25 protein-coding genes are annotated in these 22,891 nt (G+C 58.2%); 5 read left to right on the top strand and 20 right to left on the bottom strand.

The annotated features are described in order from the left end of the window. The first annotated feature begins 1 nt into the window (after nt 1). Nucleotides 2–916 (top strand): polyprenyl synthetase family protein, encoded by a 915-nt coding sequence (locus tag AC5S27_RS08305; RefSeq protein ID WP_493937289.1) that lies wholly within the window; start codon nt 2–4, stop codon nt 914–916. 2 nt (nt 917–918) lie between these two features. Then, nucleotides 919–1,275, top strand: a complete 357-nt coding sequence (locus AC5S27_RS08300) for a metal-sulfur cluster assembly factor (RefSeq protein WP_493934093.1) — start codon at nt 919–921, stop codon at nt 1,273–1,275. Here the strand turns inward: AC5S27_RS08300 and AC5S27_RS08295 are convergent. The 3 genes from AC5S27_RS08295 to AC5S27_RS08285 form a co-directional block, all read right to left on the bottom strand. After that, complete coding sequence (locus AC5S27_RS08295) at nt 1,272–2,426, bottom strand: acyltransferase family protein (protein WP_493934092.1); 1,155 nt, start codon at nt 2,424–2,426, stop codon at nt 1,272–1,274. The genes AC5S27_RS08300 and AC5S27_RS08295 overlap by 4 nt on opposite strands. A 182-nt stretch (nt 2,427–2,608) precedes the next feature. Then, on the bottom strand, nt 2,609–2,956 hold the full coding sequence (locus AC5S27_RS08290) for a hypothetical protein (RefSeq protein ID WP_493934091.1): 348 nt from the start codon (nt 2,954–2,956) through the stop codon (nt 2,609–2,611). A gap of 53 nt (nt 2,957–3,009) precedes the next feature. Next, nucleotides 3,010–3,321 carry a hypothetical protein gene (locus AC5S27_RS08285; protein WP_493934090.1) on the bottom strand — a complete coding sequence of 104 codons (312 nt, stop codon included), beginning with the start codon at nt 3,319–3,321 and terminating at the stop codon, nt 3,010–3,012. Nucleotides 3,322–3,547: 226 nt separating this feature from the next. Between AC5S27_RS08285 and AC5S27_RS08280 the strand changes: the two genes are divergently transcribed. Next, nucleotides 3,548–4,300 carry a DUF4339 domain-containing protein gene (locus AC5S27_RS08280; RefSeq protein WP_493934089.1) on the top strand — a complete coding sequence of 251 codons (753 nt, stop codon included), beginning with the start codon at nt 3,548–3,550 and terminating at the stop codon, nt 4,298–4,300. Between the two features lie 83 nt (nt 4,301–4,383). On the opposite strand, the gene atpC is transcribed toward AC5S27_RS08280, so the two are convergent. The 9 genes from atpC to hfq form a co-directional block, all read right to left on the bottom strand. Beyond that, complete coding sequence (atpC, locus tag AC5S27_RS08275) at nt 4,384–4,809, bottom strand: ATP synthase F1 subunit epsilon (protein WP_493934088.1); 426 nt, start codon at nt 4,807–4,809, stop codon at nt 4,384–4,386. A gap of 88 nt (nt 4,810–4,897) precedes the next feature. Next, on the bottom strand, nt 4,898–6,340 hold the full coding sequence (gene atpD / locus AC5S27_RS08270) for a F0F1 ATP synthase subunit beta (RefSeq protein ID WP_493934087.1): 1,443 nt from the start codon (nt 6,338–6,340) through the stop codon (nt 4,898–4,900). 91 nt (nt 6,341–6,431) lie between these two features. After that, on the bottom strand, nt 6,432–7,529 hold the full coding sequence (locus tag AC5S27_RS08265) for a F0F1 ATP synthase subunit gamma (RefSeq protein WP_493934086.1): 1,098 nt from the start codon (nt 7,527–7,529) through the stop codon (nt 6,432–6,434). Nucleotides 7,530–7,610: 81 nt separating this feature from the next. Further along, the gene (gene atpA, locus AC5S27_RS08260) at nt 7,611–9,140 is read right to left on the bottom strand and encodes a F0F1 ATP synthase subunit alpha (RefSeq protein ID WP_493934085.1); all 1,530 of its coding nucleotides are present in this window, start codon (nt 9,138–9,140) and stop codon (nt 7,611–7,613) included. Between the two features lie 96 nt (nt 9,141–9,236). Continuing rightward, entirely contained in the window at nt 9,237–9,773 is a 537-nt protein-coding gene (gene atpH, locus AC5S27_RS08255) for an ATP synthase F1 subunit delta (protein WP_493934084.1), read from the bottom strand. Beyond that, a complete protein-coding gene (locus tag AC5S27_RS08250; protein WP_493934083.1) occupies nt 9,773–10,510 on the bottom strand; it encodes a F0F1 ATP synthase subunit B in 738 nt (245 codons plus the stop codon). The genes atpH and AC5S27_RS08250 overlap by 1 nt, the downstream gene beginning before the upstream one ends. A 14-nt stretch (nt 10,511–10,524) precedes the next feature. Further along, nucleotides 10,525–10,983 (bottom strand): F0F1 ATP synthase subunit B, encoded by a 459-nt coding sequence (locus AC5S27_RS08245; RefSeq protein ID WP_493934082.1) that lies wholly within the window; start codon nt 10,981–10,983, stop codon nt 10,525–10,527. Between the two features lie 548 nt (nt 10,984–11,531). Continuing rightward, on the bottom strand, nt 11,532–12,980 hold the full coding sequence (hflX, locus tag AC5S27_RS08240; RefSeq protein ID WP_493937288.1) for a GTPase HflX: 1,449 nt from the start codon (nt 12,978–12,980) through the stop codon (nt 11,532–11,534). Nucleotides 12,981–13,008: 28 nt separating this feature from the next. Next, complete coding sequence (gene hfq / locus AC5S27_RS08235; RefSeq protein ID WP_493934081.1) at nt 13,009–13,353, bottom strand: RNA chaperone Hfq; 345 nt, start codon at nt 13,351–13,353, stop codon at nt 13,009–13,011. 390 nt (nt 13,354–13,743) lie between these two features. On the opposite strand from hfq, the gene AC5S27_RS08230 reads away from it, so the two are divergent. Continuing rightward, nucleotides 13,744–14,895 carry a DegT/DnrJ/EryC1/StrS family aminotransferase gene (locus AC5S27_RS08230; RefSeq protein WP_493934080.1) on the top strand — a complete coding sequence of 384 codons (1,152 nt, stop codon included), beginning with the start codon at nt 13,744–13,746 and terminating at the stop codon, nt 14,893–14,895. Between the two features lie 5 nt (nt 14,896–14,900). Here AC5S27_RS08230 and AC5S27_RS08225 read toward each other — a convergent pair whose 3' ends face one another. The 4 genes from AC5S27_RS08225 to AC5S27_RS08210 form a co-directional block, all read right to left on the bottom strand. Then, nucleotides 14,901–15,311, bottom strand: a complete 411-nt coding sequence (locus tag AC5S27_RS08225; protein WP_493934079.1) for a type II toxin-antitoxin system VapC family toxin — start codon at nt 15,309–15,311, stop codon at nt 14,901–14,903. Then, complete coding sequence (locus AC5S27_RS08220) at nt 15,308–15,592, bottom strand: antitoxin (RefSeq protein ID WP_493934078.1); 285 nt, start codon at nt 15,590–15,592, stop codon at nt 15,308–15,310. The genes AC5S27_RS08225 and AC5S27_RS08220 overlap by 4 nt, the downstream gene beginning before the upstream one ends. A 61-nt stretch (nt 15,593–15,653) precedes the next feature. Continuing rightward, nucleotides 15,654–17,003, bottom strand: a complete 1,350-nt coding sequence (locus tag AC5S27_RS08215) for an SH3 domain-containing protein (protein WP_493934077.1) — start codon at nt 17,001–17,003, stop codon at nt 15,654–15,656. A 198-nt stretch (nt 17,004–17,201) separates the two neighbouring features. After that, nucleotides 17,202–18,362: a lactonase family protein gene (locus tag AC5S27_RS08210; RefSeq protein ID WP_493934076.1), complete on the bottom strand. Its 1,161-nt coding sequence runs from the start codon at nt 18,360–18,362 to the stop codon at nt 17,202–17,204. A gap of 143 nt (nt 18,363–18,505) precedes the next feature. Between AC5S27_RS08210 and AC5S27_RS08205 the strand changes: the two genes are divergently transcribed. Then, a complete protein-coding gene (locus tag AC5S27_RS08205) occupies nt 18,506–19,540 on the top strand; it encodes a M28 family peptidase (protein WP_493934075.1) in 1,035 nt (344 codons plus the stop codon). 8 nt (nt 19,541–19,548) lie between these two features. Here the strand turns inward: AC5S27_RS08205 and AC5S27_RS08200 are convergent, their stop codons facing one another. The 4 genes from AC5S27_RS08200 to AC5S27_RS08185 form a co-directional block, all read right to left on the bottom strand. Continuing rightward, nucleotides 19,549–20,934: an FAD-containing oxidoreductase gene (locus AC5S27_RS08200; RefSeq protein WP_493934074.1), complete on the bottom strand. Its 1,386-nt coding sequence runs from the start codon at nt 20,932–20,934 to the stop codon at nt 19,549–19,551. 120 nt (nt 20,935–21,054) lie between these two features. Further along, nucleotides 21,055–21,588: an alkylhydroperoxidase, AhpD family gene (ahpD, locus tag AC5S27_RS08195; protein ID WP_493934073.1), complete on the bottom strand. Its 534-nt coding sequence runs from the start codon at nt 21,586–21,588 to the stop codon at nt 21,055–21,057. A gap of 139 nt (nt 21,589–21,727) precedes the next feature. Beyond that, entirely contained in the window at nt 21,728–22,264 is a 537-nt protein-coding gene (locus AC5S27_RS08190; protein ID WP_493934072.1) for a peroxiredoxin, read from the bottom strand. Between the two features lie 126 nt (nt 22,265–22,390). Further along, on the bottom strand, nt 22,391–22,861 hold the full coding sequence (locus tag AC5S27_RS08185; protein ID WP_493934071.1) for a Fur family transcriptional regulator: 471 nt from the start codon (nt 22,859–22,861) through the stop codon (nt 22,391–22,393). Nucleotides 22,862–22,891 lie beyond the last annotated feature (30 nt).

The following is a 22,891-nucleotide window of genomic DNA, read 5'->3' as shown; positions in this document are numbered from 1 at the left end:
GATGCCTGTAGATGCAAAGTTCGATGTGAAATTTCTGATCGGTGAGGGCGCCGACCTGACCGATGCCTCCCTGGAGCGGCTGATTCCGTCCGCCGATACAGTCCCGGCTTCCATCCACGGAGCCATGCGCCATTCCGTCTTTGCCGGCGGCAAGCGGCTGCGGCCCGTGCTGGCGATTCAGGCGGCAATCGCCGTAGCCGGCGTAGCTCCCGAAGGAATCGGCGACCTGGGCGCGGCGCTGGAAATGATCCACACCTATTCGCTCATCCACGACGACCTGCCGGCACTCGATAACGACGACCTGCGCCGCGGCAAGCCAACCTGCCACGTGGTCTTCGGCGAAGCGATTGCGATTCTCGCCGGCGACGCCCTCCAGACGCAGGCATACGAAGTGCTGGCCGGGCTTACACAATACCCGTCCTGCCCGGCAGCCGCTACGGTCGAAATGATCCGGCTCGTTGCGCAGGCAACCGGCACAGTCGACGGCATGATCGGCGGCCAGGTGCTCGACCTTGAAGGCGAACATCAGAAGGCAACCCCGGCACTCGTCGATGCGATCCACCGTGCCAAGACCGGCGCACTGATCCGTGTGAGTGTAGTCGCGGGCGGCATTTTTGCCGGGGCCAATGCAGAAGAGATCGCGCGACTCGATACCTTCGGACGCAAGGCCGGCCTCGCCTTCCAGATTGTCGATGACGTGCTGGATGTAACGCAGGACTCAGCCCAGCTTGGCAAGACGGCCGGCAAGGATCTCGCCAGTGACAAGGCCACGTGGCCCGCAGTATTTGGACTGGAAAAGAGCCTCGAAGACGCCGAGCGGTTGATCTCCGAAGCCTTCGCGGCCCTGGAGCCGTTCGGCGCAAACGCCGAGGGACTCAAGGCTGTCGCCCGATTCCTGGTCGAGCGGAAGAGCTAGCCATGGCAATGCCCTGGCCCCAGCAATTGCCGTCCTTATCCAGCGAAGACATCCGCACCGCCCTCAAAGACTGTTTTGACCCCGAAGTCAAACTGAATCTGGTCGACCTCGGGCTGGTCTACGATATTGCGACCGAGCCGGACCCGAACTCCACCCCTGCCCTGCCCCGTCAGCGCGTGAAGGTGATCATGACCCTGACCACCCCGCAGTGCCCGGCCAGCGGTCTGATCTTTGAACAGGTGCACAACCGCCTCGCCAGCATCCCCCAGATCAGCAAAGTCGATGTCGAACTTGTCTGGGAGCCGAAATGGACCCCGCATCGCATCAGCGAAGCGGGCCGCAAACAGCTTGGCCTTTAGCTGACGCTCTGCGTGGTCACCGCGACCGGAACAGGCTTTTTGCGCGTAAGCCAGCGCCCCAGTTCAATCGAAGGCTCTTCCACCAGCCGGTACATGATGTGCGCCAGCACCAGCGAACCAAAGACCACCAGGATGCTGATCTGCAGATTATTGATCTTCCCGTAGAACAGATGGAAGAACGTGGCAAGCACCGTTAAATGCATCAGATATAGGCTGTAAGAAACCCTGCCCAGCCATTCAATCGGACGGACCGACAACGCATTGCTGATATAAGGCGCACTGACGCAGATACAGATAATCAGGAATGCGCCAAGCCCGATCTGCATATCTTCGCCTGACTCTTCGAGCTTCAGCGCACCCAGCAGGATCAGGAAAACGACAACTTTGTGCAGGCGTGCGACAATTCGCTTGATTCCATCGATGTTTTCGCGCGCCACAATGCCTGCGATAAAGAACGGAATGTAATAGCCAATGTTCTCAAAAGCCTCTGTCCAGGTCTTATTGAAGAAAGGCACGAAGTTACCGCTCTGCTTGGTGAGATAGCGGAATAGAAACTGCATCGCGATGGCAGCTACAAACGCCGATTTAGTCCTGCCTTTGACGAGGAAGTAGAGTACCGGAAAGATCAGCGAGATGCGCAACTCGATGACCAGGCTCCACAGCACGTTCACCAGCGATGTATCCGCCTGAACACCAGTCATCAAAATATGTCGAACTACCAACCCGAAGCTGACAGGCTCGTTCCATAAAACATGATTAAACCAGTCTCCCAACTCCGGAATAGGCTTGGGCAGAATGATAAGGTAGGCGGCCGCTGCGAGCAGAACTCCAGCGACGCAGGGGATCATCAAGCGGCAGATGCGCTTAATTAAGTAATTCCAATAATTGAAGTTCTTGCCGATGGAGATGCTCAGCGCAAAGCCGCTGAGAACAAAAAACAGCATGACCGCGCAGCGGCCATCGATCAGCAGGCGCAGCGGCGAATGGTGAAAGATAGGCCCCAGCGTCTTGTTGCTGCCGTCGAGGTCGAGCGTATTGTCGATGTGGTGGAAAACGACAATCAGCGCGGCCAGGCCGCGCAGGGAGTCGAGTGCCGTAATACGCGAACTTCCCGCCGGTTTCGCGGCAGTTGTTCCGGGAAGTTCAGCCATTGCCTGTCTCCACTTGCAGCATTGATTCCATCACCATCGCACCTGGGACACACTTCGAGTTAGTCCCAATTTGTGCTATGTCCAGGATTCAAATGCGTACCCTAAGTTTCCCACGAACGGAAACCTACAGCAAGCAAGGAATTGTCCGAAACCCGACCGGAAGATGACCGCAACGTCGACGTCTAGCGGCGCAGGATGCTCTGGATGCGTTGCCCCTGCACGCTGGCTTCGGCGAGGTAATGCTCGACCTTTTCGAGAAAGTCCTGCGCCTGGCTCAGATAGGTCGGCAGACTCTTCCACCATTCGGCAACCAGTTCCTGCTCCTCAAGAAGCGCCAGCGCCGTCCCCGCTGCAGCTACCGCCAGGCCAGCCTTGCGATGTCCCGTGACCATCAGCGCGCCTCCCGCCACCACCGCCCCTGCCGCAACCCACTTGGTAAGATCCTGCGAGTTGGCATCGGCAATCGGTGCCGGGAGTGCTACTGGGGTTTCATTGAAAGGTGTGGGGCGGGAAATGGGAACTGCGACCATGGTGCTCTCCTTGGTACAAATCTCTGGGTTGCTGAACCCGTAGTAAGGCTGTGCTATTCGAGGTCAAACTCGCGAAGTGGCCGGCCCTCGGGGGCGTCTTTCGCCTTACGCAGCGCCTCGGCAAACTTCTTTTCCAGCAGATCGCCCTTGTTCTTCTCCGCTTCCATCGACTGCCGGAAGATGGATTCCTTGCGCTCGTCCTGCTCGCGCATGGCCTTGGCTGCCGTGGCCAGATCCTCAAAGGTCCGCTTGCGCGGCGCGGTGGTATGGCTGATCAGCGCGCCGGTCTCGGCGTCGATACGAAGCATTGCCGAGCAGTCCGGACACGCTACTTCAAATACGCGGGATGTCTTCGAGGAAGCCATGACTCTTGAATTGTAGGAGCACGACACGGTGCCTGTCGCTCAACTTTGTGCATTATTCCGTGGTTACCCCGTTACATCTCTGGTTACTGGCAGGGCAGGCGTGAGCAGCGCGCAGGCAGTGAAGATTCGGTGCTTGACGCGCGGGAATCCGCACTTTTACTATCGGAATTCGAATCACAACCCTTTCCCGATAGACAGAACAGCCGATTCCCGTGGAGGGATAACGATGATGTACTACGTAGCCCGCGATGGCCAGCAGTACGGCCCCTATTCCGCCGACACCGTTCGCCAATATCTTGCCGCCGGCTCCCTGGACATCGCGGATATGGCACGCGAAGAATCAGGCCAGTCCTGGGTGCCTCTCGGTCAATTCTTCCCACCCGCCGTTCCGGTCATTCCCGTTCAGCCCGTACAGCCTCAGTACACCAGCGGCCCCGCCTACAACACTCCACCCTACGGCGCGCCTGTCTACGGCCAGCCTGGAATCCCCGCCGGCATACCTCAGGTCATTCAGCAGATCGTTCCACCGGATCTCCACTGGGCACTGGTCTTTCTTTTCACCGCATTTACCTCCGGAATCTTTGCCTTGGTATGGGCGCTCATTCAGGCCAACTACGCCAAGAAGATTGATGCCTCCAGCAAGGCCGTGATTTTCTACGTGTTGTGGCTCGTCGGCTCGATCCTCAACTTCGTGCTGTACATCGGCATGATCATGACGATCCTCAATAACAACGGTCGCGTGGACGACGCAACCACTGGCTTGGGCGGAGTAGTTTTCCTGGTTGGCGTGGTGAGCACAGCATTCTTCATCGCTGGTAACTACAGCATCCGTGCATCCATGCTCGAGTACTACAACACCCGCGAGCCTATCCAACTGCAGCTAAGCGGCGTGATGACCTTCTTCTTCTCCATCTTCTACCTGCAATACCACATGTCCCGCATCGCAGCCTGGAAGAAGACAGGTTACTTGTCAGCGTAGAACCCCATCGTATGAGCAATAGAAAGAGGAAGGGCGAGATGATCTCGCCCTTCCTCTTTTCTTGCTCAAATTGATCGAGCGTTTTAGTGCTTGTCGCCCGCGCTTGCCAGCTTGGCTTCCGCTTCGTGAATGACGTCGTTCGCCTCGGTGTAAGCATCCTCGCGATCACCTGCGTTGTTCCAGAGATCCTGCCCGTGCTTCAACTGCTCCTGGGCACGCGGCACATCGATCTTGGAAGGCTCAATGGCATCATTGGCCAGGATCGTCACGCGATCCGGCAGCACTTCCACAAAGCCCCAGCTCACGTTATACCGCTCCGCCGAACCAGCCGAAGCGCCATGCAAAGTCACATCGCCCGCGCCAAGCTCAGCCAGCAGCGGCGCGTGGCCATACAGCACTTCCATATAACCAGTCGTCGCCGGCAACTCCACCGCATCCACCGAATCCTCGACAAGGATGCGCTCGGGAGTAACAAGCCGAAGCCGGATTTTTCCTGTTGCGTCTGCCATAAGTCCTTCTTAGTGGTTAGTGGTTAGCGATTAGTGGATTGAGCGGGTAGTAACCATTAACCACTAACCACTAACCACTAGCCACTCGCTACGCTGTCGCCTTCATCTTCTCGGCGGTTTCAAGCACTTCTTCGATCGTGCCCTTCATGTAGAAGGCCTGCTCCGGCACATCGTCATGCTTGCCTTCGATGATCTCCTTGAAGGAGCGCACCGTGTCGGCAATCTTGCAGTAGCGGCCCGCGATGCCAGTGAACTGCTCGGCAACATGGAACGGCTGCGAGAGGAACTTCTGCACCTTACGAGCGCGAGCCACGGTGATCTTGTCCTCATCGCTCAACTCGTCAATACCGAGAATCGCGATGATGTCCTGAAGATCCTTGTACCGCTGCAGAATGCGCTTCACACCCTGTGCCACATCGTAATGCTCCTGCCCAACGATGCGGGCAGAAAGGATACGCGAGCTCGAAGCCAGCGGGTCGACCGCAGGATAAATACCAAGCTCCGACAGCGGACGGCTAAGCACGGTCGTCGCGTCAAGGTGAGCAAAGGTCGTTGCCGGCGCGGGATCGGTCAAATCGTCAGCGGGCACGTAAACAGCCTGCACCGAGGTGACGGAACCCTTCTTGGTCGACGTAATGCGCTCCTGCAGCTCTCCCATTTCCGTAGCAAGGTTCGGCTGGTATCCGACGGCGGAAGGCATACGGCCAAGCAGCGTCGAAACCTCAGAACCGGCTTGCGTAAAGCGGAAGATGTTGTCGATGAACAGTAGCGTGTCCGCGCCCTCTTCGTCGCGGAAGTGCTCAGCGACCGTAAGAGCGGTGAGCGCCACGCGCAGACGAGCTCCTGGGGGCTCGGTCATCTGGCCGTAGATCAACGCGGCCTTCGACTTCGATGGATCGCCCGGAGTAATGACACCCGACTCCGACATTTCCAGCCAGAGATCGTTGCCCTCACGGGTACGCTCTCCAACGCCGGCGAACACCGAGAAACCACCATGGTTCTTCGCAACGTTGTTGATCAGCTCCATGATGACGACGGTCTTGCCTACGCCGGCGCCACCGAAGAGGCCGATCTTACCGCCCTTCAAGAATGGCTGAATCAGATCGATAACCTTGATGCCGGTCTCGAACATCTCTTCGCGCGTCGACTGCTCGTCGAACGCCGGAGCCGAGCGATGAATCGGCATGCGCTTCTTCTCGCCGATCGGGCCAAGCTCATCCACTGGCTCGCCAATCACGTTGAGCACGCGGCCCAGCGTCTCGCGACCCACTGGAGCAGTGATCTGCGTACCGAGATCCTCGGCATTCATGCCGCGCACCATACCGTCCGTCGCCGTCATAGCAACGGTGCGCACACGGCCTTCGCCAAGATGCTGCTGCACCTCCAGGATCACGTTGATCGGCTCGGGAACAGTGAAGCCCTCGCTGGTCACGCGCAGCGCCTGGTAGATCGGCGGCATCGAAACTTCTTCAAACTGCACGTCCACCGCGGGACCGGAAATCTGGATTACTTTGCCAATATTCTTTGCCATATCTGCCTTTTCAAAAGTCCAAGCTTGCCATTCATCCGAAACGAACAGGAACAATTTCTATTCCCTGTTCCCTACTGCCTGTTCCCTGTTCTCAAACCGCCGCCGCACCGCTGACGATTTCAATGATTTCCTTGGTAATCGCAGCCTGGCGCAGACGGTTCATCTGCAGCGTGTAGCTGTCGATCATCTCGGAAGCATTGTTCGTCGCTGAATCCATCGCCGTCATACGAGCCGCATGCTCGGCAGCTACCGACTCCGCCATCGCATGAAAGAGCATCGCCGAGACATACTGCGGAAGCAACCCGTCGAAGAGCTCCTCGGGCGACTCATCGTAAATGTAGTCGACTTCAGATGTGCCAAACTTGCTGGACTCCTCGTCGGACTCCTTCGTATCCGCTTCACTGAGCGAGATTCCAGAAGATGCCGCAGCCTGCGCCGCTTCCTCACGCTCTTCTTTGGTCGGCTCAATCGACGCAGCAACATCATGCTTGCCGATTTCGATCAGCGGCAACAAACGCTCAACCACAACGCGCTGCTGGATGACCGATTTGAACTCGTTGTAGACGATATAACAGGCATCGATCTCTTCATGAACGTAGCGGCCAATCACATCCTTGGCGATCTCGAAGACACTCTCAACCGAAAGCTTCTCGAGCAGACCAAGATGGTCTCCGACAACTTCTATGCCAGCCTTGCGTTCGCGAATCTTTTCGACTAGCGCCGGGCTGTCGATGGAGATGTCCGCCGGATTTTCCGACTTCCGCTCGCTATAGACAGCAGCCGGATAGCGCCGCCGGAAAGCTTCGGTAGCCTTGCGGCCAACGGATTCAACATCAATTTCCTTGTCGCCCGCGCCGCCAATGAATTGAAAACCTGCCTTGAGAATGTTGCTGTTGAAAGCACCTGCAAAGCCGCGGTCGCCGCTGACAACGATCAGCAGAACGCGCTTCTCCGGACGCACCGCAAACAGCGGATGCCGCAGGTTGCCCGTCTCGGGATCGATGATCTCGATGCGCTTGATCAACGATACCAGCACGCTTGTGATCATCTGCGCATAAGGCCGGGCCGCCATGGCGCGGGCCTGCGCGCGACGCAGACGGGCAGCCGAAACCATCTTCATGGCCTTGGTGATCTGCCGCGTGCTCTTCACGCTGCGGATGCGTCGTCTTAGATCGAGTACACTCGCCATTTTCTTCCTAGTGGTCAGAGAACGGAGAACAGTACGGAAAGTCTCTACTGATCTCTGTTCTCTATATCCTGTTCTCTGTTCTTACTTCTTATCCGACAGCGTCGCCTTGTAGTTTTCCGAGTATTCCTTGAGCGCATCGCCAAGCCGCTTCTTGATGTCGTCATCCAGCTGCTTCTTCTTGGTCAGATCGTCCATCAGCGCACTCTGAGCGGACTCGAGATACGGATACAAACCATCTTCAAATCCGCGAATCTCGGACACCTGGAACTGATCCAGGAAGCCCTGTGTGCCGGCATAGAGCATCACAACCTGCTGCTGCCAGGTAAGCGGCTGGAACTGCGGCTGCTTCAGCAGTTCCGTGAGGCGCTGACCACGGCTCAACTGCTTCTGCGTCGCCGGATCGAGATCCGAACCGAACTGCGCAAACGCCGCCAGTTCGCGGTACTGCGCAAGATCGAGCTTCAGCGTCGAACCAACCTGCTTGGTCGCCTTGATGGCAGCCGAGAAGCCGACGCGGCTGACCGACAGGCCGACGTTGACCGCCGGGCGAATACCCGAGTTGAACAGATCGGTTTCGAGGAAGATCTGACCGTCGGTGATCGAAATCACGTTGGTCGGAATATAAGCCGAGACGTCGCCAGCCTGGGTCTCAACGATCGGCAGAGCAGTCAGTGATCCGCCGCCATTCTTCTCGCTGACCTTCGCCGAACGCTCCAGCAAACGTGAGTGCAGATAGAATACGTCGCCGGGATACGCTTCGCGGCCTGGCGGACGGCGCAGCAGCAGAGAAATTTCGCGGTACGCCATTGCGTGCTTGGAGAGATCGTCGTAGATCACCAGAGCGTGGCGGCCCGAGTCACGGAAGAATTCGCCGAGCGCGGTCGCGGTATAAGGCGCAAGGTAAAGCAGCGGAGCAGGCTCAGAAGCCGAGGCGGCAACGATGATGGTGTGTCCCATCGCGCCGGCTTCGGTGAGAGTCTGCACAACCTGGGCAATCGAAGAACGCTTCTGGCCGATCGCGCAATAGATGCAGATCAGGTTGTTCTTCGCGTTGTTGATGATCGTGTCGAGCGCGACTGCGGTCTTACCCGTCTGACGATCGCCGATGATCAGTTCGCGCTGGCCACGGCCAACAGGAATCATCGAGTCGATAGCCTTGATACCCGTCGCCATCGGCTCACGGACCGGCTGGCGATCGATGATGCCAGGAGCAAGGCGCTCCACAGGCAGAGTCTGCGTCGTGGCGATAGGCCCTTTGCCGTCGATCGGCGCGCCGAGTGCATTCACAACGCGGCCAATCATAGCTTCGCCCACAGGCACGCTGAGAATCTTGCCCGTACGCTTAACCTCGTTGCCTTCGGAGAGCTCGGTGTAATCACCCAGCAACACCGCGCCAACCTGGTCCTCTTCAAGGCTCATGGCCAATCCGGCAATGCCATGCGGGAACGCAAGCAACTCGCCGGCCATCGCCTTGTCCAGACCGTGGATGCGGGCGATACCGTCGCCAAGCGAAATGATCGTGCCTACCTCATCGACCCGGACCTTCGAGTCGTAGTTCGCGATCTGCTCGCGGAGGATCTGTGAAATCTCGTCTGCTTTGATCTGAGCCATGCCTGCTCTTCCTGTTCTTTCCGTTGTTCCAAACTTAACTTCGTAATGCTTAACTTGTGTTTCCGGAGGAGCTTGAACGAATTGCTAAACAGCGTCCTACCGCGTCAGTTCTTCCTTCAACCGCTCGACCCGTCCAAGCACCGAACCGTCATACACCGTCGAGCCGATGCGCACAACCACGCCGCCCAGGATCGATTCATCCAGCTTGAATGTCGCCTCAACCTGACCCTTCGCCAGCTTGGTGACATTCTCGAGCAGCGCAGCCTTATCCTCAGCGGTCAGCTTGCGAGCCGTCGTGATTTCGGCGTGGTGAATGCCGAGACGCGTCTGCAATTCCTTGTGATACTCGGCCACGATTTCATGCACCGCGCCAATGCGGCCATGCTCGATCAGCACTGCGATGAAGTTGCGAATCTGCGGAGCAAGGTGAAGATGCCCTTTCATCTTGTCCAGCACTGCAATCTTCTGCACCACCGGCACAGAGGGATCTTCGTAGAGTTCGCGAAGCTGGCTGCTGTCATCCCAGGTCGCCAGAAAATCATCCAGCTGCTTCTGAACGCTCGCTACTTCCAGGTGAACTTCTGCAACGACATCGGCAAGAGCTTTTGCGTAGCGGGAGGCGAAGATAGACATTAGGCTTTACCCCCTTTGCCATGACCATGCTTGCCGGTAACGTCGCTGGCGAACTCGGCAATCAACGCACGATCCGTATCAGCGTCCAGAGTGAGCTGGCTCATGGCGCGATCGATCGCAAGATCAGCAGCAAACTGCTTCAGGCCGCGCTGTACCAGAGTTCCGGCAGTGATAATTTCCTGCTCAGCAGATGCAACAATACGCGCCGTCTCTTCCTGAATCTGGGCCTTCGCACGAGCCTCGTCGGACTTCATGTCCTCGTCGACCTGCTTGCGAATCGCAGCGATCTCGCTGTCCAGCCCCGCCAGTTTGGCCTCGACCGCACTCAGCCGCTCATTCGCGTCCATCGTCTTGGCCTGCGCCACTTCCAGCTCAGCGCTCAGGCGCGAAGACCGCTTGCGCAACACACCGGGAATGATCTTGAACAGCGGAATGCCAACCGCCAGAACAATGATGGCGAAGTTGATGTACTCGTACAGGCGAGCAGCAGCCTCAGGCTCCATGTGGAACGTGTCGACCGTCCAGCGGACAATCGCTCCGTCCTTGCGGTAGGTGTCGTTCTCTGCCCTTTCAGCCTTCTCCGCAGCCTCACGCTGGGCTGCCTTGTCACCGGCAGCAGGAGCGGTCTCTGAGGTTGGGGCAGGCGCTGCTTCCTGGGCAATCGAGATCGCCGGAGCTGCCACACAAGCCAAAAGAAGAGCCAGAGAGAGAGTCGGTAGGAGCTTACGTCGTGACATGGAATTCAAGAGAATCAACGGGAACCCCCGGCAGTCGCCGGCATCACTGCACGTACCACCTGTTCGGCCAGCTGATCAGCAGAGGCCATCAGAGTCTTGCGCGCTGCATCGGCTTCGTTCAACAAGGCAACCTTCGCCTCGGAAACGCGCTGCCCTGCAGTCTTGCGAGCCTCATCGAGAGCAGCGTCGCGCTGCTGCGCCCACTGCTGCAGACGCTGCTCGCGCACCTTGAAGACCTCGGCGCGAGCATGGCGCAGCTTGTCGGCGTATTCGTTCGTCTTGGCTTCCGCCGCAGCGATCGCCTTGTTGGCTTCTTCCACAGCTCCGCTGGTGCGGGCGCGGCGCTCCGCCAGCGTTTTCGACAGCGGTCCCTGGATCAGAACTTGGTAGGCAACTACCAGAATTATGAACAGGATAAGCGTCGGGATGGATCCGAGCAGAAGTTCGCCGACTTGATTGAAGATTTCTTCCATGATGTATGCAGTGCAATCCGGGGGTGATGCGCGCGATTGCGCGGGGGAACACTCTTTTGTAACAGGGGCAAAACCCTATGTCAACGTATGCAGAGATGTTATGCGGGGTTGCGTTTCAGAAAGCGGTAGGGCCCAAAATCAAGACGCATTCCTTAGTAAAAATTGAGAAAGAAATATGTTGCAAACGACTGAAACAGGACTAACCTTAAGATATCACCTCGACCCGGTTCAGGGTCCAGCGGGCTGCAGACCCTGGGAAGTATCTCCACTCCCATCGGCTGCAGCCCACCTTATTGCCCCCCAGAAAGTTGAACTTTTCTCCCAACCAGGCGCTCGCCTCCTGGAAGGTCTGTACCTATGTGATCGACTAACCTGAAAAAGCCCGATTTCCCGACCGAGATTGCAAAGTAGCGTGCGCCGATTGCGCCGTGGCGTGACGCGAATTGCGCAACGTACGACGCGGATTGCGCATCGTGCGACAGACATTGCACATTGTCCAACGGCCGCCGCGAACGTGATCCAACTTCGCTAGCCAGCATTCGCGATGCCTAGCCAGCATTCGCGAGACTTTGTTGAATTCTTCCCACCAGCGAAGCAGGCCCGCGCACCGAGAGATGAACCACCTCACCCTCGAAAGCCCGGCTATGAATCACCATTCCAGCCTCAATCGCCGCCAGAATCGCGCCTTCCGACTGCGGAACAGTCAGATCGGCATCGACCAGCGGGTCAGCAGTCAGCGCTTCATCAATCGCCTTCAGCAGCCCGTCGATTCCCTCGCCCGTGTAGCCGGAAACGGTCACAATCCCGCGTTGACTCAGCCCGGCGCGCTCTTCCGGAGTAAGCAGATCGATCTTGTTCAGCACCTCGATCCGCGGCTTATCGAGCACTTCCAGTTCCCCTAAAACCTTTTCTACCTGCGACTTCTGCTCATCTCCATAGCCTGAAGAAGCGTCCCGAATATGCAGCAGAACCTCGGCGCGCTGCACCTCTTCCAAGGTCGCGCGGAAGCTGGTCACCAGCGTATGCGGCAGATTACGGATAAATCCCACCGTGTCCGAAAGCAGAATCCGGCGGCGGCTGGGCAGCTCCAGCGCGCGCAACTTGGGATCGAGTGTGGCGAACATCCGCGAAGACTCGAGCACTCCTGCTCCAGTCAACTTATTGAAAAGAGTACTTTTGCCCGCATTCGTGTAGCCCACCAGCGCAACCGTAGGCACTGGGACAGCCTCGCGCCGTTGCCGCTGCTGACGCCGTACCTTGCGGACAGAATCGAGCTCGCCCTTCAGATGATCCAATCGGCGCTGAATGCGGCGGCGGTCCGTTTCGAGCTTGGTTTCACCAGGTCCTCGAGTTCCGATGCCGCCGCCCAGCTGCGACATGGCTTTCCCTCGTCCGGTGAGGCGCGGCAGCATGTATTCCAGCTGCGCCAGCTCGACTTGCAATTGGCCTTCGCGAGTACGAGCGTGGCGAGCAAAGATGTCCAGAATCAACTGCGTACGGTCCAGAACCAGACACGGCAGTTGAGCTTCCAGATTCCGCAGTTGGGTCGGAGTCAGGTCGTGATCGAAGATGATCAGATCGGCATGATTCGCCAGAGCGATACCGGCAATTTCTTCCACTTTGCCGGCGCCGATCAGTGTTGCAGCATCAGCCCGGCTGCGCCGCTGCAGGACTTGTGCGACAACCGCACCGCCTGCGCTCTCGACCAGTTCGCGGAACTCAACCAGCGAGGCATCCGCGCTCAGAGAGGTTGAGAGACCGTAACTACCGGGCGGCGGAAGAAGAAGTGGATCAGAGACCAAGTCCTCCGCGTCTCGATCCTCGGATTGCGAAGAAGATGCAAGCGCGGCAGCTCTCGCACCCTCGGCTCCCGGCCTGCGCATGGCGGTCCGGCTTGAGATATCGACCCCGACCAGTACTGCGCGCTGACGGTCCGTATGTTTTTGAGACGCAGAAACGGCGGGAGGGCCGAAACCCGTCGTGGTTTCGTCCCTCATCGCCTGCGTGTCGTTTTGATTCCGCTGCTTACGAATGGCTTGCCTGAGAACTGCCTGGAGCACCCGGTGCGCCCGCTCCAGAGGCTGGTGTTATCGGTCCGCCCGAACCACCAGGAGCACTCGGTCCAGTTCCGGCCGGCCGATACTCGGGCGAGTGGATCACACTGCGATTGCTGACCACGGTAGAAATGGCGTGCTTGAAGATCAACTGCTCCTGGCTATTGTTTTCCAGCAGCACTGAATATTTGTCGAACGAGCGAATCTTCCCGGTGAGCTTGACGCCGCTGACCAGATAGATCGTGATGGGGGTCTTGTCCTTGCGAACTGTGTTCAGGAATGTGTCCTGAATGTTTTGTGCCGGCTTGTTATCCATGTGCCGATCTCCTGCTCTCTTGTTCTGAAATTGTGTTCATTCGATCCGAATGCCGTCCGGCAGAAATTGCTCCTAAGCGTGGAAATCCAGTCCGGTCCAAAAGTGCCGTCCTGTGCGCTCGAAGCCTAACTCGTCCTCCCTGCCTATGGCGTCATCCCGCTTTGCTGCTAAACCGGTCCCCGATGGGTGTGCAATTCGCAACACCGTTCAGCTTCCGCAATATACCCCTCTCACTATAGGGGCTGGGGCTTCTTTTCAACAATGGCGTATGTTACAAAGTGCTCTTTATGCGAGAGTAAGCGCTGTCTCCGCGCCCGTTGTTACCATAGAAGTGTGGATCATCAAGTAATACCTCCCGATACGTTGGCTGCCGCTGAACTACCAGAGGACATGACACTCCCGGTCCCCATGCTCGATCTTGCCCGTCAGTATGAACCGATTCGCGAAGAGATTCTTGCCGCGTTAGCTGACGTTGTCGACACGCGCCAGTTCATCCTCGGACAGCCTGTTGCAAGTTTCGAACGTGCAGCGGCTGAGCATCTCCGCGTGACAGAAGCTGTGGGCTGCGCATCCGGCACGGACGCGCTCTGGCTGGCTCTCGCGGCCGCTGGAATAGGACCTGGGGACGCAGTCGTGACCACGCCCTTCAGCTTTTTTGCCTCGGTGAGCTCGATCCTGCGGGCTGGTGCGACAGCGGTACTGGCAGACATCGATCCGGTGACCTTCAACCTCGGCGCCGCAAACGTGAATGCGTTGCTGGAGAAGCCGCAAGCTGTTCCGATCAAAGCAATTATGCCTGTACACCTCTACGGACAGTGTGTAGCCTGGCCGGAGTTCGCCGGTCTCCGTGAGCGCTTCGGAGTCAAGCTCGTGGAAGACGCAGCACAGGCCTGGGGGGCGGAGTGCAATGGCGTTGCGGCGGGCGGTTTGGGGGATATCGCCGCATTCAGCTTTTATCCCACGAAGAACCTGAGCGCCGCTGGCGACGCGGGGCTGGTGACGACCAACGATCCTGCGCTAGCCGAGCGGGTGCGGATGCTGCGGCAACATGGAATGCGGCAGCGCTACCACCACGACGAAGTCGGCTGGAATGCGCGTATGGACGGCTTCCAGGGAGCGGTCTTAAGCGTGAACCTGCGGTATGTAAGTTCGCGAAACGAGCGAAGGCGCGGTGTCGCCGCCCTCTATCACCAGCTGTTCACGAAGGCGGGGCTGGCGGAAGCCGGCGTCTATCCTGAGAAAGGTGTGGTGCTGCCAAAGGAATTGGCGGGAAACCGGCACATCTGGCATCAGTACGTGATTCGCACGCCACGCCGGGACGAGCTGCGGGCTTTTCTCAATTCGAAACAGATCGGAAGCGAGATTTATTACCCCGTGCCGCTGCACCGTCAGAAGGCGCTGGAGTCGCTCGGGTATCGCGAAGGAAGTTTCCCCGAAGCGGAGCGTGCGGCGAAAGAAGTGCTGGCGCTTCCAATCTTCCCCGAGATCCGCGTCGATGAGCAGGAGAGAGTAGTGCGCGCGATTGCCGCGTTCCTCAGCTAGGCTGGTCAAAGTGTCCAGTTTTCAATCTTGAGTGATCCGGGAATTCGTTGGTAGTGGCGGACATTGTTGGTAACCAGCGTGGCGTCCAGTGCCAGGGCGTGCGCCGCGATCATCATGTCCATTTCGCCGATCGGTTGGCCTGTCGTGGTGAGATGGTGGCGAATCTCGGCGTAGAAATCGGCAGCTTCTGGCTCCCATGCCAAAACGCGGATGATGCGAAGAAAGCGCGGGACAGCGGAGTGGAGTCTGTGTGGCGCTGGTACCCGCTTCAAACCGTACAGCAGCTCTGCTCGCGTGATCACTGACACAGCTAGTTGCGTAGGTAGCACCGACGCAAATTTGTTCGCGACATTCGTTGATTTTGAATTGACGATGTAGCTGGAAATATCGGTGTCGAGGAGGTAGAGCAAGATCACTGCTCCTCATCGAGATCGAACAAATCCTTATCGACGGGAAGACTATTCATGGGGCGTTCCGCCATGAAACCGGGCAGAATCTCCGCGTCATCCATGGCATGCTGCAGCGTGAAAAAATCAGCCCATGCTTTGCTGCCAGGACTGGTGGAGAGAATCACATCCCCGGTCTGCTCGTCCCGGGAGATGTAGACCTCGGAGACGTCAAAGCGAAATTCTGCGGGGAGCCGAACGGCCTGACTTGCCCCATTTTTAAAGATTTTTGCGACGCTGGATTGAGGCATGGCAGCTCCCCCAAACAAAAGTATATACCTGCATATATATCTCTTTTTTAGAAAATAACTGTCAGCGCTTTTTCTTCTTCACGGCAGGCTTGGGCTTGCCTGCAGATTTCGCTGCTTTGGATTTCCCCTCGCGGGTTGGGCCGATGGGATTCTGGTCCGCGCCGGTACGGCGGACGAGATTGCCTTCGAGACGGAAGCTGAGGGTACGCGGATTTACAGGGCGGGTGATGCCCGTATCGGTGTCGACCTTCACATCTGGAGGTGCGTCCGGATTGCCGGTGAGGGTGCTGGCGATTTCGAAAGAAAACGTCGGAAAGGTCTGGCCGTTGACGGTCTCCTGACCGAGTTTCACGGGCAGGTAACCCTGAATCCCGCGCAGACGGTAGCCGGTCTCGTAGCGGTGGTGGTTCAGGCTCCAGGTGAAGACACGGAGCTGGTCGAAGTCGTAAGGCAGGCCACCTTTCGGCGTCAGAACCGTGACGTATTCGGTATGTTCCGTGGGAGTAGCTGCGGCCTGGGCATCTGCTTCAGCCTCCTTCGCAGCCTTCTCTGACTTGATTGTCGTGCTCTTTTTGGCCGATTTCTTCTCAACGCCGCTGTCCATGACCTTGGCGATGGGGTAGGCACCCACAATACGCTGGCCTTCAGCGTAGCCTCCGATTTCTTCCGGAACGTCGGTGTCGATGCTGTTGGCAAGCAACCAGCCGGTGTGCCCACCAGAGTCACGGACGAGCCACCAGTCCTCCATCGGGACGGGAACTGGCGGCGGAGCGGGAGCCGCAGGCTTGGGCATGTTTGCGGGAGTACCCGGTTTGGCAGGTGAGACCGCGGATGCAGTTCCGGAAGCGCCCGCCTTAGGATCCGCTGGCTTAGGAGTCGTCGGCTTCGGGACGATCGGCAGAAACCCGGGAGTTGCTGCCTTGGCGACCGTGCCGCGAGCCAGTAGCTGCAGTTTCGCGTTGCCGGGGATGAGCAGGAAGTGGTCGGTATTGCGGCCCGGCAGAATGTGCAGGTTGCGGTCGTCGCGGAGGGTGCCGGTGGTGATGACCGGTGCCTGCGCGTACTTTTTGTCGAGGTCCTGAAACTGGGCGTAGAGCTTGTCGTCAATAACGGAGTGCTCTTCTAGCCATCCAACTTCACCCTTGGGGGTGCGGACCTTGATGAAGCGCTTGCCTCTTTCCACGACCTCCAACGCCTGACCGTTGGTGACTAGTCCGACGCGGTTCGAGACGGCAGCGACACGGTCACGCAGGTAAACCTGGCGGGTGGCGACGTAGACGTAGCTTTTTTCTTCCTTGTGGAAGCGAGAACAGGCGGTGAGATACAGGAGAACAGTGCAGAGAAAAATTGCGGCAACAGCGGAGCGGCGGCTCGGCTGGCGCGGTGGCTGAGATGGGCGAAGCGTGTGCACGAAGGGCCGCAATCTAGGTTGAGGATAGCATTTCAGAGGCATGGAACACCGACGAGGGAACAGGGAATAGGGAACAGGTTTCGTGCTTTGCAGGAAAATCTATTCCTCTATCATCCGCTGCTGCTGAGATGTGAGGAACAAAACCCGTTTCAGCGTCGGATGCCTTTTCCCTGTTCCCTAATCCCTATTCCCTGTCTCTCAGTGCGTGGCGGCGATGCCGTTGGCGATCGAGGTGGTAGAGCTAGCCGTCGAGGTGGTGGTTTTGATGTCCAGGTCGCCGGCAGTGGTTGAGTCAAAGGTGTACAGCCAGAGATTCGGGTTGCTCTTGGTGCTGATGGTGGCAACGTAGGTCTTGGAGCTGTCCTCGACGAGGGCACCGGGGGATTTCGCACTGGTAAACGGAGAGTCGGTGAGCTGGGTCAGTGTGCCGGTGCTGATGGTATAGCCACTGATGGAGTTGTCGGTCGCGTTCGAGACGTAGACATAAGCTCCGGAGAGGTCGGCGAGGACGCCCGTAGGGTTGACACCGGTGGGCATGGTAGTCTCGGTGTCTTTACCGGCAAGCATGTCCGAGATCTTGATGGAGCGCACGATGTTGCTGGTGGCCTCGGTGACCAGAAGGTAGTTGGAAGTGGTATCGACAGTCAGGGCATTGTCTGCGCCATTTGCCTTGGCGATGGGAAGAATCTTCCCGGTGGTGGCCCACGGCGTACCCGAAGATGCAGTGAACGAAATTGCCTCGACCCCATTGGCTCCGAGCGCGACGAAGACCGTGCCGTTATTCGGCGAGATGGCGACCTGCTGCGGAGAAACGCCCGTGTTGAGTCTCGCTGTGACAGTCGGCGTAGATGTGGTAAGACCCGTGTTTGGATCGATGTTGACCGCATCCAGGGAGGCAACGCCCTGGTTGGCCACGATCAGCCAAGAGTTGGTGGAGTCGACAGCCATGCTCTGGACCGATGTAGTGGTGCCGCTCTGGCTCAGGTAAACCACCGTGCCATTGTTGGCGATGGTGAGCGTGCCGTCGGAGTTGATGGTGTAAAGGAAGACTCCAGTGGTACTGCCAACGAAGAGGAATTTACTATTGGGCGCGACAACGATGGACGTGGGAGCTCCAGCGGGCAGCGTATATGGACTGCCGCTCAATTGCGTAAGCACGCCGCTGCTCATCGAGTATGCGCTGACCGTCCCGGTAGTGCTGGACGTGTTGGTGACATAGACGTAGGTCTTGCCGGATCCGGCTCCACCGCCGGTTACGGCAGTGAAGAAATCCTTGCTGCATCCCGTGAGCAGCGATACTGCGGAAACGGCCAGGATTACAGCCAGCCGGTACAACCTCACACTACTTCTTTCGTTCATCACGCTTTCTGTCCTCTGTCACAGCTTCTAGGGTAGCGCGTCCGCGCGGGCGAGCACTGGCGGAGCTTTGCTTACAAGTCTGACGTTTGCCGAGCGGGATTCGTTCGCCAGAGGAGGTAAGAATCGGCATTTAGAATGCTCGGATGCGTAAATTCTTGATGGTAGTTGTTGTTCTTGTGTGGTTATGCGACGCGGGTGCCGGTTGGGCTAAAGGCAATGCTGAATCCCAGATCTGCGTGGCCTGTGTGCACGCGGATATGAATTTCCTCGCCAGCGACGAGCTGCACGGCCGCGGGTCTGGAACGCGGGATGAACACCTGGCGGCGAGCTTTGCAGCTTCTCTGTTTGAATCATTCGGGCTGGAGCCCGCGGGGGACAACGGCGGGTATATTCAGCGCGCGCCGTTGCCTTCTCCTCTGCCAGAACGGCTGGCGGCGTACCTGAAGACGCAGGGCCTGGACAAGAATCAGCGTACCGATACATGGAACGCCGTCGCCGAGCTGAAGGGCTCAGACTCAGTGCTGGCAAAGGAAGTGATTTTGCTGACGGCGCACCTGGATCATCTGGGAATTGGGAACCCGGTCAATGGAGATTCGATCTTTAACGGCGCAGACGACGACGCTTCCGGAACGACGGCGGTCATCGAGCTGGCGCGCACACTGAGCGGGCTGGCACGCGATGGCAAGCGGCCCAAGCGGACGATCGTGTTTGCTCTCTTCGGTTCGGAGGAATTGGGCGGCTACGGCAACCATTACTTTCTGGAGCATCCGCCGGTGGCGCTGACAGAGATTGTCGCCAATCTGGAGTTTGAAATGATCGGCCGGCCTGACCCGCTGCTACCCAACCGCACGCTTTGGCTAACCGGCTATGAGCGATCCAACCTAGGTCCCGAGCTTGCCAGGCATGGGGCAGCGATCTCAGCCGATCCTCACCCCAAGGAGCACTTCTTCCAGCGCTCGGACAACTATGCGCTAGCCGAAAAAGGGATCATTGCGCATACCGTTTCCAGCTTTGGACTGCATACGGATTACCACCATCCGTCTGATGATCTCTCGAAGATCGACTTCGAGTTCATGTCCCACTCGATCGAGTCGATGGTCGGCCCGGTGCGATGGCTGGCGGACACGAACTGGCGGCCAACGTGGGTGGCTGGGGGCAGACCCTCCGAGAAAGACTAGCTCCCAGGTCAGACCAGCGGTTTCAGGGTGCCCAGCAGTGTTGGTATCAGCTCTGAAACCGTGGGGTGGATGTGCATGGATCTTTGCAGCGTGGTGTAGGGCTGCTTTGAGTACATGATGTCAAGGAAGCAGTGGATGGCTTCGTCGCCACTGGTGCCGAGGATGGCGGCGCCGAGGATGTGCTTCGATTCAGCGTCGACGAGGACTTTCATGAAACCCTGGGTTTCGCTCTTTTCTGTCGCGCGGCCTACTTTGGTCATGGGGCGCGTGGCGATAAGGGCTGGCCTGCCGGTCTTTCGCACCTGTGCCTCAGTCAAACCGACCTGGCCCAGCGGCGGGTCAATGTAAAGATTGTGCGCCTGGATGCGGTCGCTGACACGGCGGGGATCATTGTCGAGAATGTTGGCAGCTACGATTTCGAAGTCGTTGAACGCGGTATGGGTGAATGCTCCCTGTCCATTGCAGTCGCCGAGTGCCCAGATGTGCGGGACGGTAGTGCGGAGCTGGTCATCCACGCGGATGTAGCCGCGCTCGTCTGTCTCGACGCCGGCCTTGTCGAGGCCAAGGTCGGCTGTATTCGGGATGCGCCCCACGGCCAAAAGTACGTGTGAGGCGTGGACCTTCGGTTCCCCGGTATCACAGGTGACATGGACGCCGATCCCCTTCCCCGGTTCAGGTTTGTCGAAGGCAATGCATTCCGCGTTCAAGCGAATGCTGATAGCCTCCTTTTCCAAAATCTCCTTGATCGCGGCGGAGATGTCTTCATCTTCATGGGAGACGAGTCGTGGCCCCTTTTCCACCACCGTTACTTCGCTTCCGAAGCGCCTGAAGATCTGCGCAAATTCGAGGCCGATATAGCTGCCGCCGATGATGGCCAGGTGCTCAGGAAGCACCTCAAGATCAAGGACCGTGGAATTGATCAGATATGGGATGTCGTGGACGCCGGGCATGTCTGGAACGACAGCGCGGCCACCCACATTGAGGAAGATCTTGTCGGCTGTGAGGGTCTGGTCTCCCACCTGGACTTCGTGGCTGGAAAGGAAGCGCGCCTGCTCATGGAAGACCGTGCATTGATCGTTTCCGCGCAGCCACTTTTCGATGCCGGTGCGGGATTGCATGAAGATGCCATCCTTGCGCGCCTTCACCGCCTTCATGTCCACCTTGATCGCGCCGTCGATGATCACGCCAAAGTCAGCGGCGCGGCGAGCCATGTGGGCGGCATAGGCGCTGGCGACAAGCGTCTTGGTGGGGATGCAGCCTGTATTGACACACGTTCCGCCAAAAAACTTGCGTTCGATGAAAGCAACGCGCTGGCCAGCCTGGGTAAGGCGATCAGCGAGCGAGGGAGCAGCCTGGCCTGCGCCGATGAGGATGGAATCGAAGTGCGTTCTCATGGGTAACACCTTACGCCTTGCGAGGATGGACCACAAAGCAGTGTGGGCCTTCCCTGAGAGGGAAAGCCCACGATTGCCTGTTCGTTCGATGCGGTCAGACCAAAATCGGACTGCATTGATTTACGCGGTGGCTGCTACTGCATCAAGAACCGGACCGATGGCGTGAATGACGGACGAGACGCGGACAACGGCAGCAATCAGGTCTTCCGAGATGCCCTTTTCACGCACGATCTTTTCATGCGAATCGACGCACTTGCCGCAGCCATTGATGGCCGAGACGGCGAGCGACCAAAGCTCGAAGTCAACCGGGTCCGAGCCATGCGTGCGCAGGACGTTCATGCGCAGACGTGCCGGCAGGGTCGCATACTTCTCGTTTGAGCTGAGGTGGTGGAAGCGGTAGTAGATGTTGTTCATACCCATAATGGCAGCGGCTGCCTTGGCGGCTTCCAGGGCGACCGGGGTCAAGTGGTTCGCAGCTTCAGCGAAAGCCGCCTTGGTGAGCGCAGGATTGCGAGTGGCGATGGCGGTGGCTACAACCGTTCCCCAGAGCTGCTGCGGAGTGAGCTCGGTATTGTTGCGCACGAGAGAGGAGTAATTCAGCTTGAGGTCTTTGGCGTATTCGGGGAGGCTGTCGATAATCGGGTCGAGGCTCATGGGGCTCCGTTCTTTCTATGGGCGAGTCCCACCCTTTCCGCAAAGGCGCGAAAAGGGTGGGGCACCCGCATTTGTTACAGGTAAAGAAATTGCGACTTTGGCATTCGCGACGAAGGCGCGTCCGCCCGCACGGCAGGTGCTAGACGCTGAGGGTCTCTTCGCCCTTCTTCCAGTTGCAGGGGCAAAGCTCGTCGGTCTGCAGGGCGTCAAGTACGCGGAGAACTTCCTGCGGATTGCGGCCCACGGAAAGGTCCGTCACATAGACAAAGCGGATGACGTTCTGCGGGTCAACGATGAAGGTGGCGCGCTGTGAAACGCCGGCCTTGAGGTCGAGGATGCCGAGCTGCTCGGAGAGGTCACGCTTGATGTCCGAGAGCATGGGGAACGGAAGATCCTTCAGGTCAGCGTGGTTGTTGCGCCATGCCAGGTGAACGAACTCCGAATCGATGCTGGCGCCGAGCAGCTGCGCGTCGCGGTCGAGGAATTCCTGGTTCAGCTTGCCGAAGGCAGCGATCTCGGTCGGGCAGACGAAGGTGAAGTCCTTAGGCCAGAAGAAGACTACCTTCCACTTGCCGGGATAGCTTTCGTTCGAGATCTGCTCGAAGGCGGTCTTGGGGTCGAGGCCGGTAACAGCGGTGAGATCAAATGAGGGGAAATTTTCGCCAACTGTAAGCATGATGACTCCTGTATGAGGTTGAGAACGATGGGACTGAGTTTGCAGACGCGACTGCTGACGCCTGCCGAAGGAAGCAAGAAAAGTAGGAAGACGCGGAGGGCGTACTGCGTGCCCACCAAAACCGGATTATGCGACTGCCTGCCCTGCCTGGACCGACCTGCCTGGCTGGCAGTTGGCGCACAGGCCGAGCACATCGACCGAAAGCCGCTGCGCCACGAAGCCATTCGGCAGATTGCCCTTGCCGGGACGAAGCCCGTGCAGACCAAGTAGTTCAATTTCGCTGATGTCCTGAATACTGCGGCACTGCGTGCAGACCATGTGGTGATGTGGATGCGATTTGATCTCGATGCGGAGCGAGCCGTGGTGCGGACTCACTTCATGGAGGATTCCACTCGCTAAAAACAGATGAATGTTCTTGTAAACCGTGGCCAGGGAAATCGCCGGGACCAGTTCCTTGACCTGGAGATAGACTTCCTCCGGGCTGGGGTGGCCGTGCATGGACTGCATGACCTCGTAAATGATCTGGCGCTGATGCGTAACGGCGAGTCCCTGCTGGTTGCAGAGGTCTCGAAACGCCTTGGCTGATTCCGTAGTCACAATCCTATTGTTTAATAATAATTATTGTTT

It is taken from the genome of Acidicapsa borealis (assembly GCF_059115245.1).
The sequence above is the reverse complement of the archived record's forward strand: the minus strand, read 5'-3'. Positions and strand labels throughout refer to the sequence as shown.

What these genes read in the sequence shown, in the direction of transcription:
- AC5S27_RS08305 (WP_493937289.1), top strand. Translation starts at nt 2, where the DNA reads ATGCCTGTAGATGCAAAGTTCGATGTGAAATTTCTGATCGGTGAGGGC.
- AC5S27_RS08300 (WP_493934093.1), top strand. Translation starts at nt 919, where the DNA reads ATGGCAATGCCCTGGCCCCAGCAATTGCCGTCCTTATCCAGCGAAGAC.
- AC5S27_RS08295 (WP_493934092.1), bottom strand. Translation starts at nt 2,426, where the DNA reads ATGGCTGAACTTCCCGGAACAACTGCCGCGAAACCGGCGGGAAGTTCG.
- AC5S27_RS08290 (WP_493934091.1), bottom strand. Translation starts at nt 2,956, where the DNA reads ATGGTCGCAGTTCCCATTTCCCGCCCCACACCTTTCAATGAAACCCCA.
- AC5S27_RS08285 (WP_493934090.1), bottom strand. Translation starts at nt 3,321, where the DNA reads ATGGCTTCCTCGAAGACATCCCGCGTATTTGAAGTAGCGTGTCCGGAC.
- AC5S27_RS08280 (WP_493934089.1), top strand. Translation starts at nt 3,548, where the DNA reads ATGATGTACTACGTAGCCCGCGATGGCCAGCAGTACGGCCCCTATTCC.
- atpC (WP_493934088.1), bottom strand. Translation starts at nt 4,809, where the DNA reads ATGGCAGACGCAACAGGAAAAATCCGGCTTCGGCTTGTTACTCCCGAG.
- atpD (WP_493934087.1), bottom strand. Translation starts at nt 6,340, where the DNA reads ATGGCAAAGAATATTGGCAAAGTAATCCAGATTTCCGGTCCCGCGGTG.
- AC5S27_RS08265 (WP_493934086.1), bottom strand. Translation starts at nt 7,529, where the DNA reads ATGGCGAGTGTACTCGATCTAAGACGACGCATCCGCAGCGTGAAGAGC.
- atpA (WP_493934085.1), bottom strand. Translation starts at nt 9,140, where the DNA reads ATGGCTCAGATCAAAGCAGACGAGATTTCACAGATCCTCCGCGAGCAG.
- atpH (WP_493934084.1), bottom strand. Translation starts at nt 9,773, where the DNA reads ATGTCTATCTTCGCCTCCCGCTACGCAAAAGCTCTTGCCGATGTCGTT.
- AC5S27_RS08250 (WP_493934083.1), bottom strand. Translation starts at nt 10,510, where the DNA reads ATGTCACGACGTAAGCTCCTACCGACTCTCTCTCTGGCTCTTCTTTTG.
- AC5S27_RS08245 (WP_493934082.1), bottom strand. Translation starts at nt 10,983, where the DNA reads ATGGAAGAAATCTTCAATCAAGTCGGCGAACTTCTGCTCGGATCCATC.
- hflX (WP_493937288.1), bottom strand. Translation starts at nt 12,980, where the DNA reads ATGAGGGACGAAACCACGACGGGTTTCGGCCCTCCCGCCGTTTCTGCG.
- hfq (WP_493934081.1), bottom strand. Translation starts at nt 13,353, where the DNA reads ATGGATAACAAGCCGGCACAAAACATTCAGGACACATTCCTGAACACA.
- AC5S27_RS08230 (WP_493934080.1), top strand. Translation starts at nt 13,744, where the DNA reads ATGACACTCCCGGTCCCCATGCTCGATCTTGCCCGTCAGTATGAACCG.
- AC5S27_RS08220 (WP_493934078.1), bottom strand. Translation starts at nt 15,592, where the DNA reads ATGCCTCAATCCAGCGTCGCAAAAATCTTTAAAAATGGGGCAAGTCAG.
- AC5S27_RS08210 (WP_493934076.1), bottom strand. Translation starts at nt 18,362, where the DNA reads ATGAACGAAAGAAGTAGTGTGAGGTTGTACCGGCTGGCTGTAATCCTG.
- AC5S27_RS08205 (WP_493934075.1), top strand. Translation starts at nt 18,506, where the DNA reads ATGCGTAAATTCTTGATGGTAGTTGTTGTTCTTGTGTGGTTATGCGAC.
- AC5S27_RS08200 (WP_493934074.1), bottom strand. Translation starts at nt 20,934, where the DNA reads ATGAGAACGCACTTCGATTCCATCCTCATCGGCGCAGGCCAGGCTGCT.
- ahpD (WP_493934073.1), bottom strand. Translation starts at nt 21,588, where the DNA reads ATGAGCCTCGACCCGATTATCGACAGCCTCCCCGAATACGCCAAAGAC.
- AC5S27_RS08190 (WP_493934072.1), bottom strand. Translation starts at nt 22,264, where the DNA reads ATGCTTACAGTTGGCGAAAATTTCCCCTCATTTGATCTCACCGCTGTT.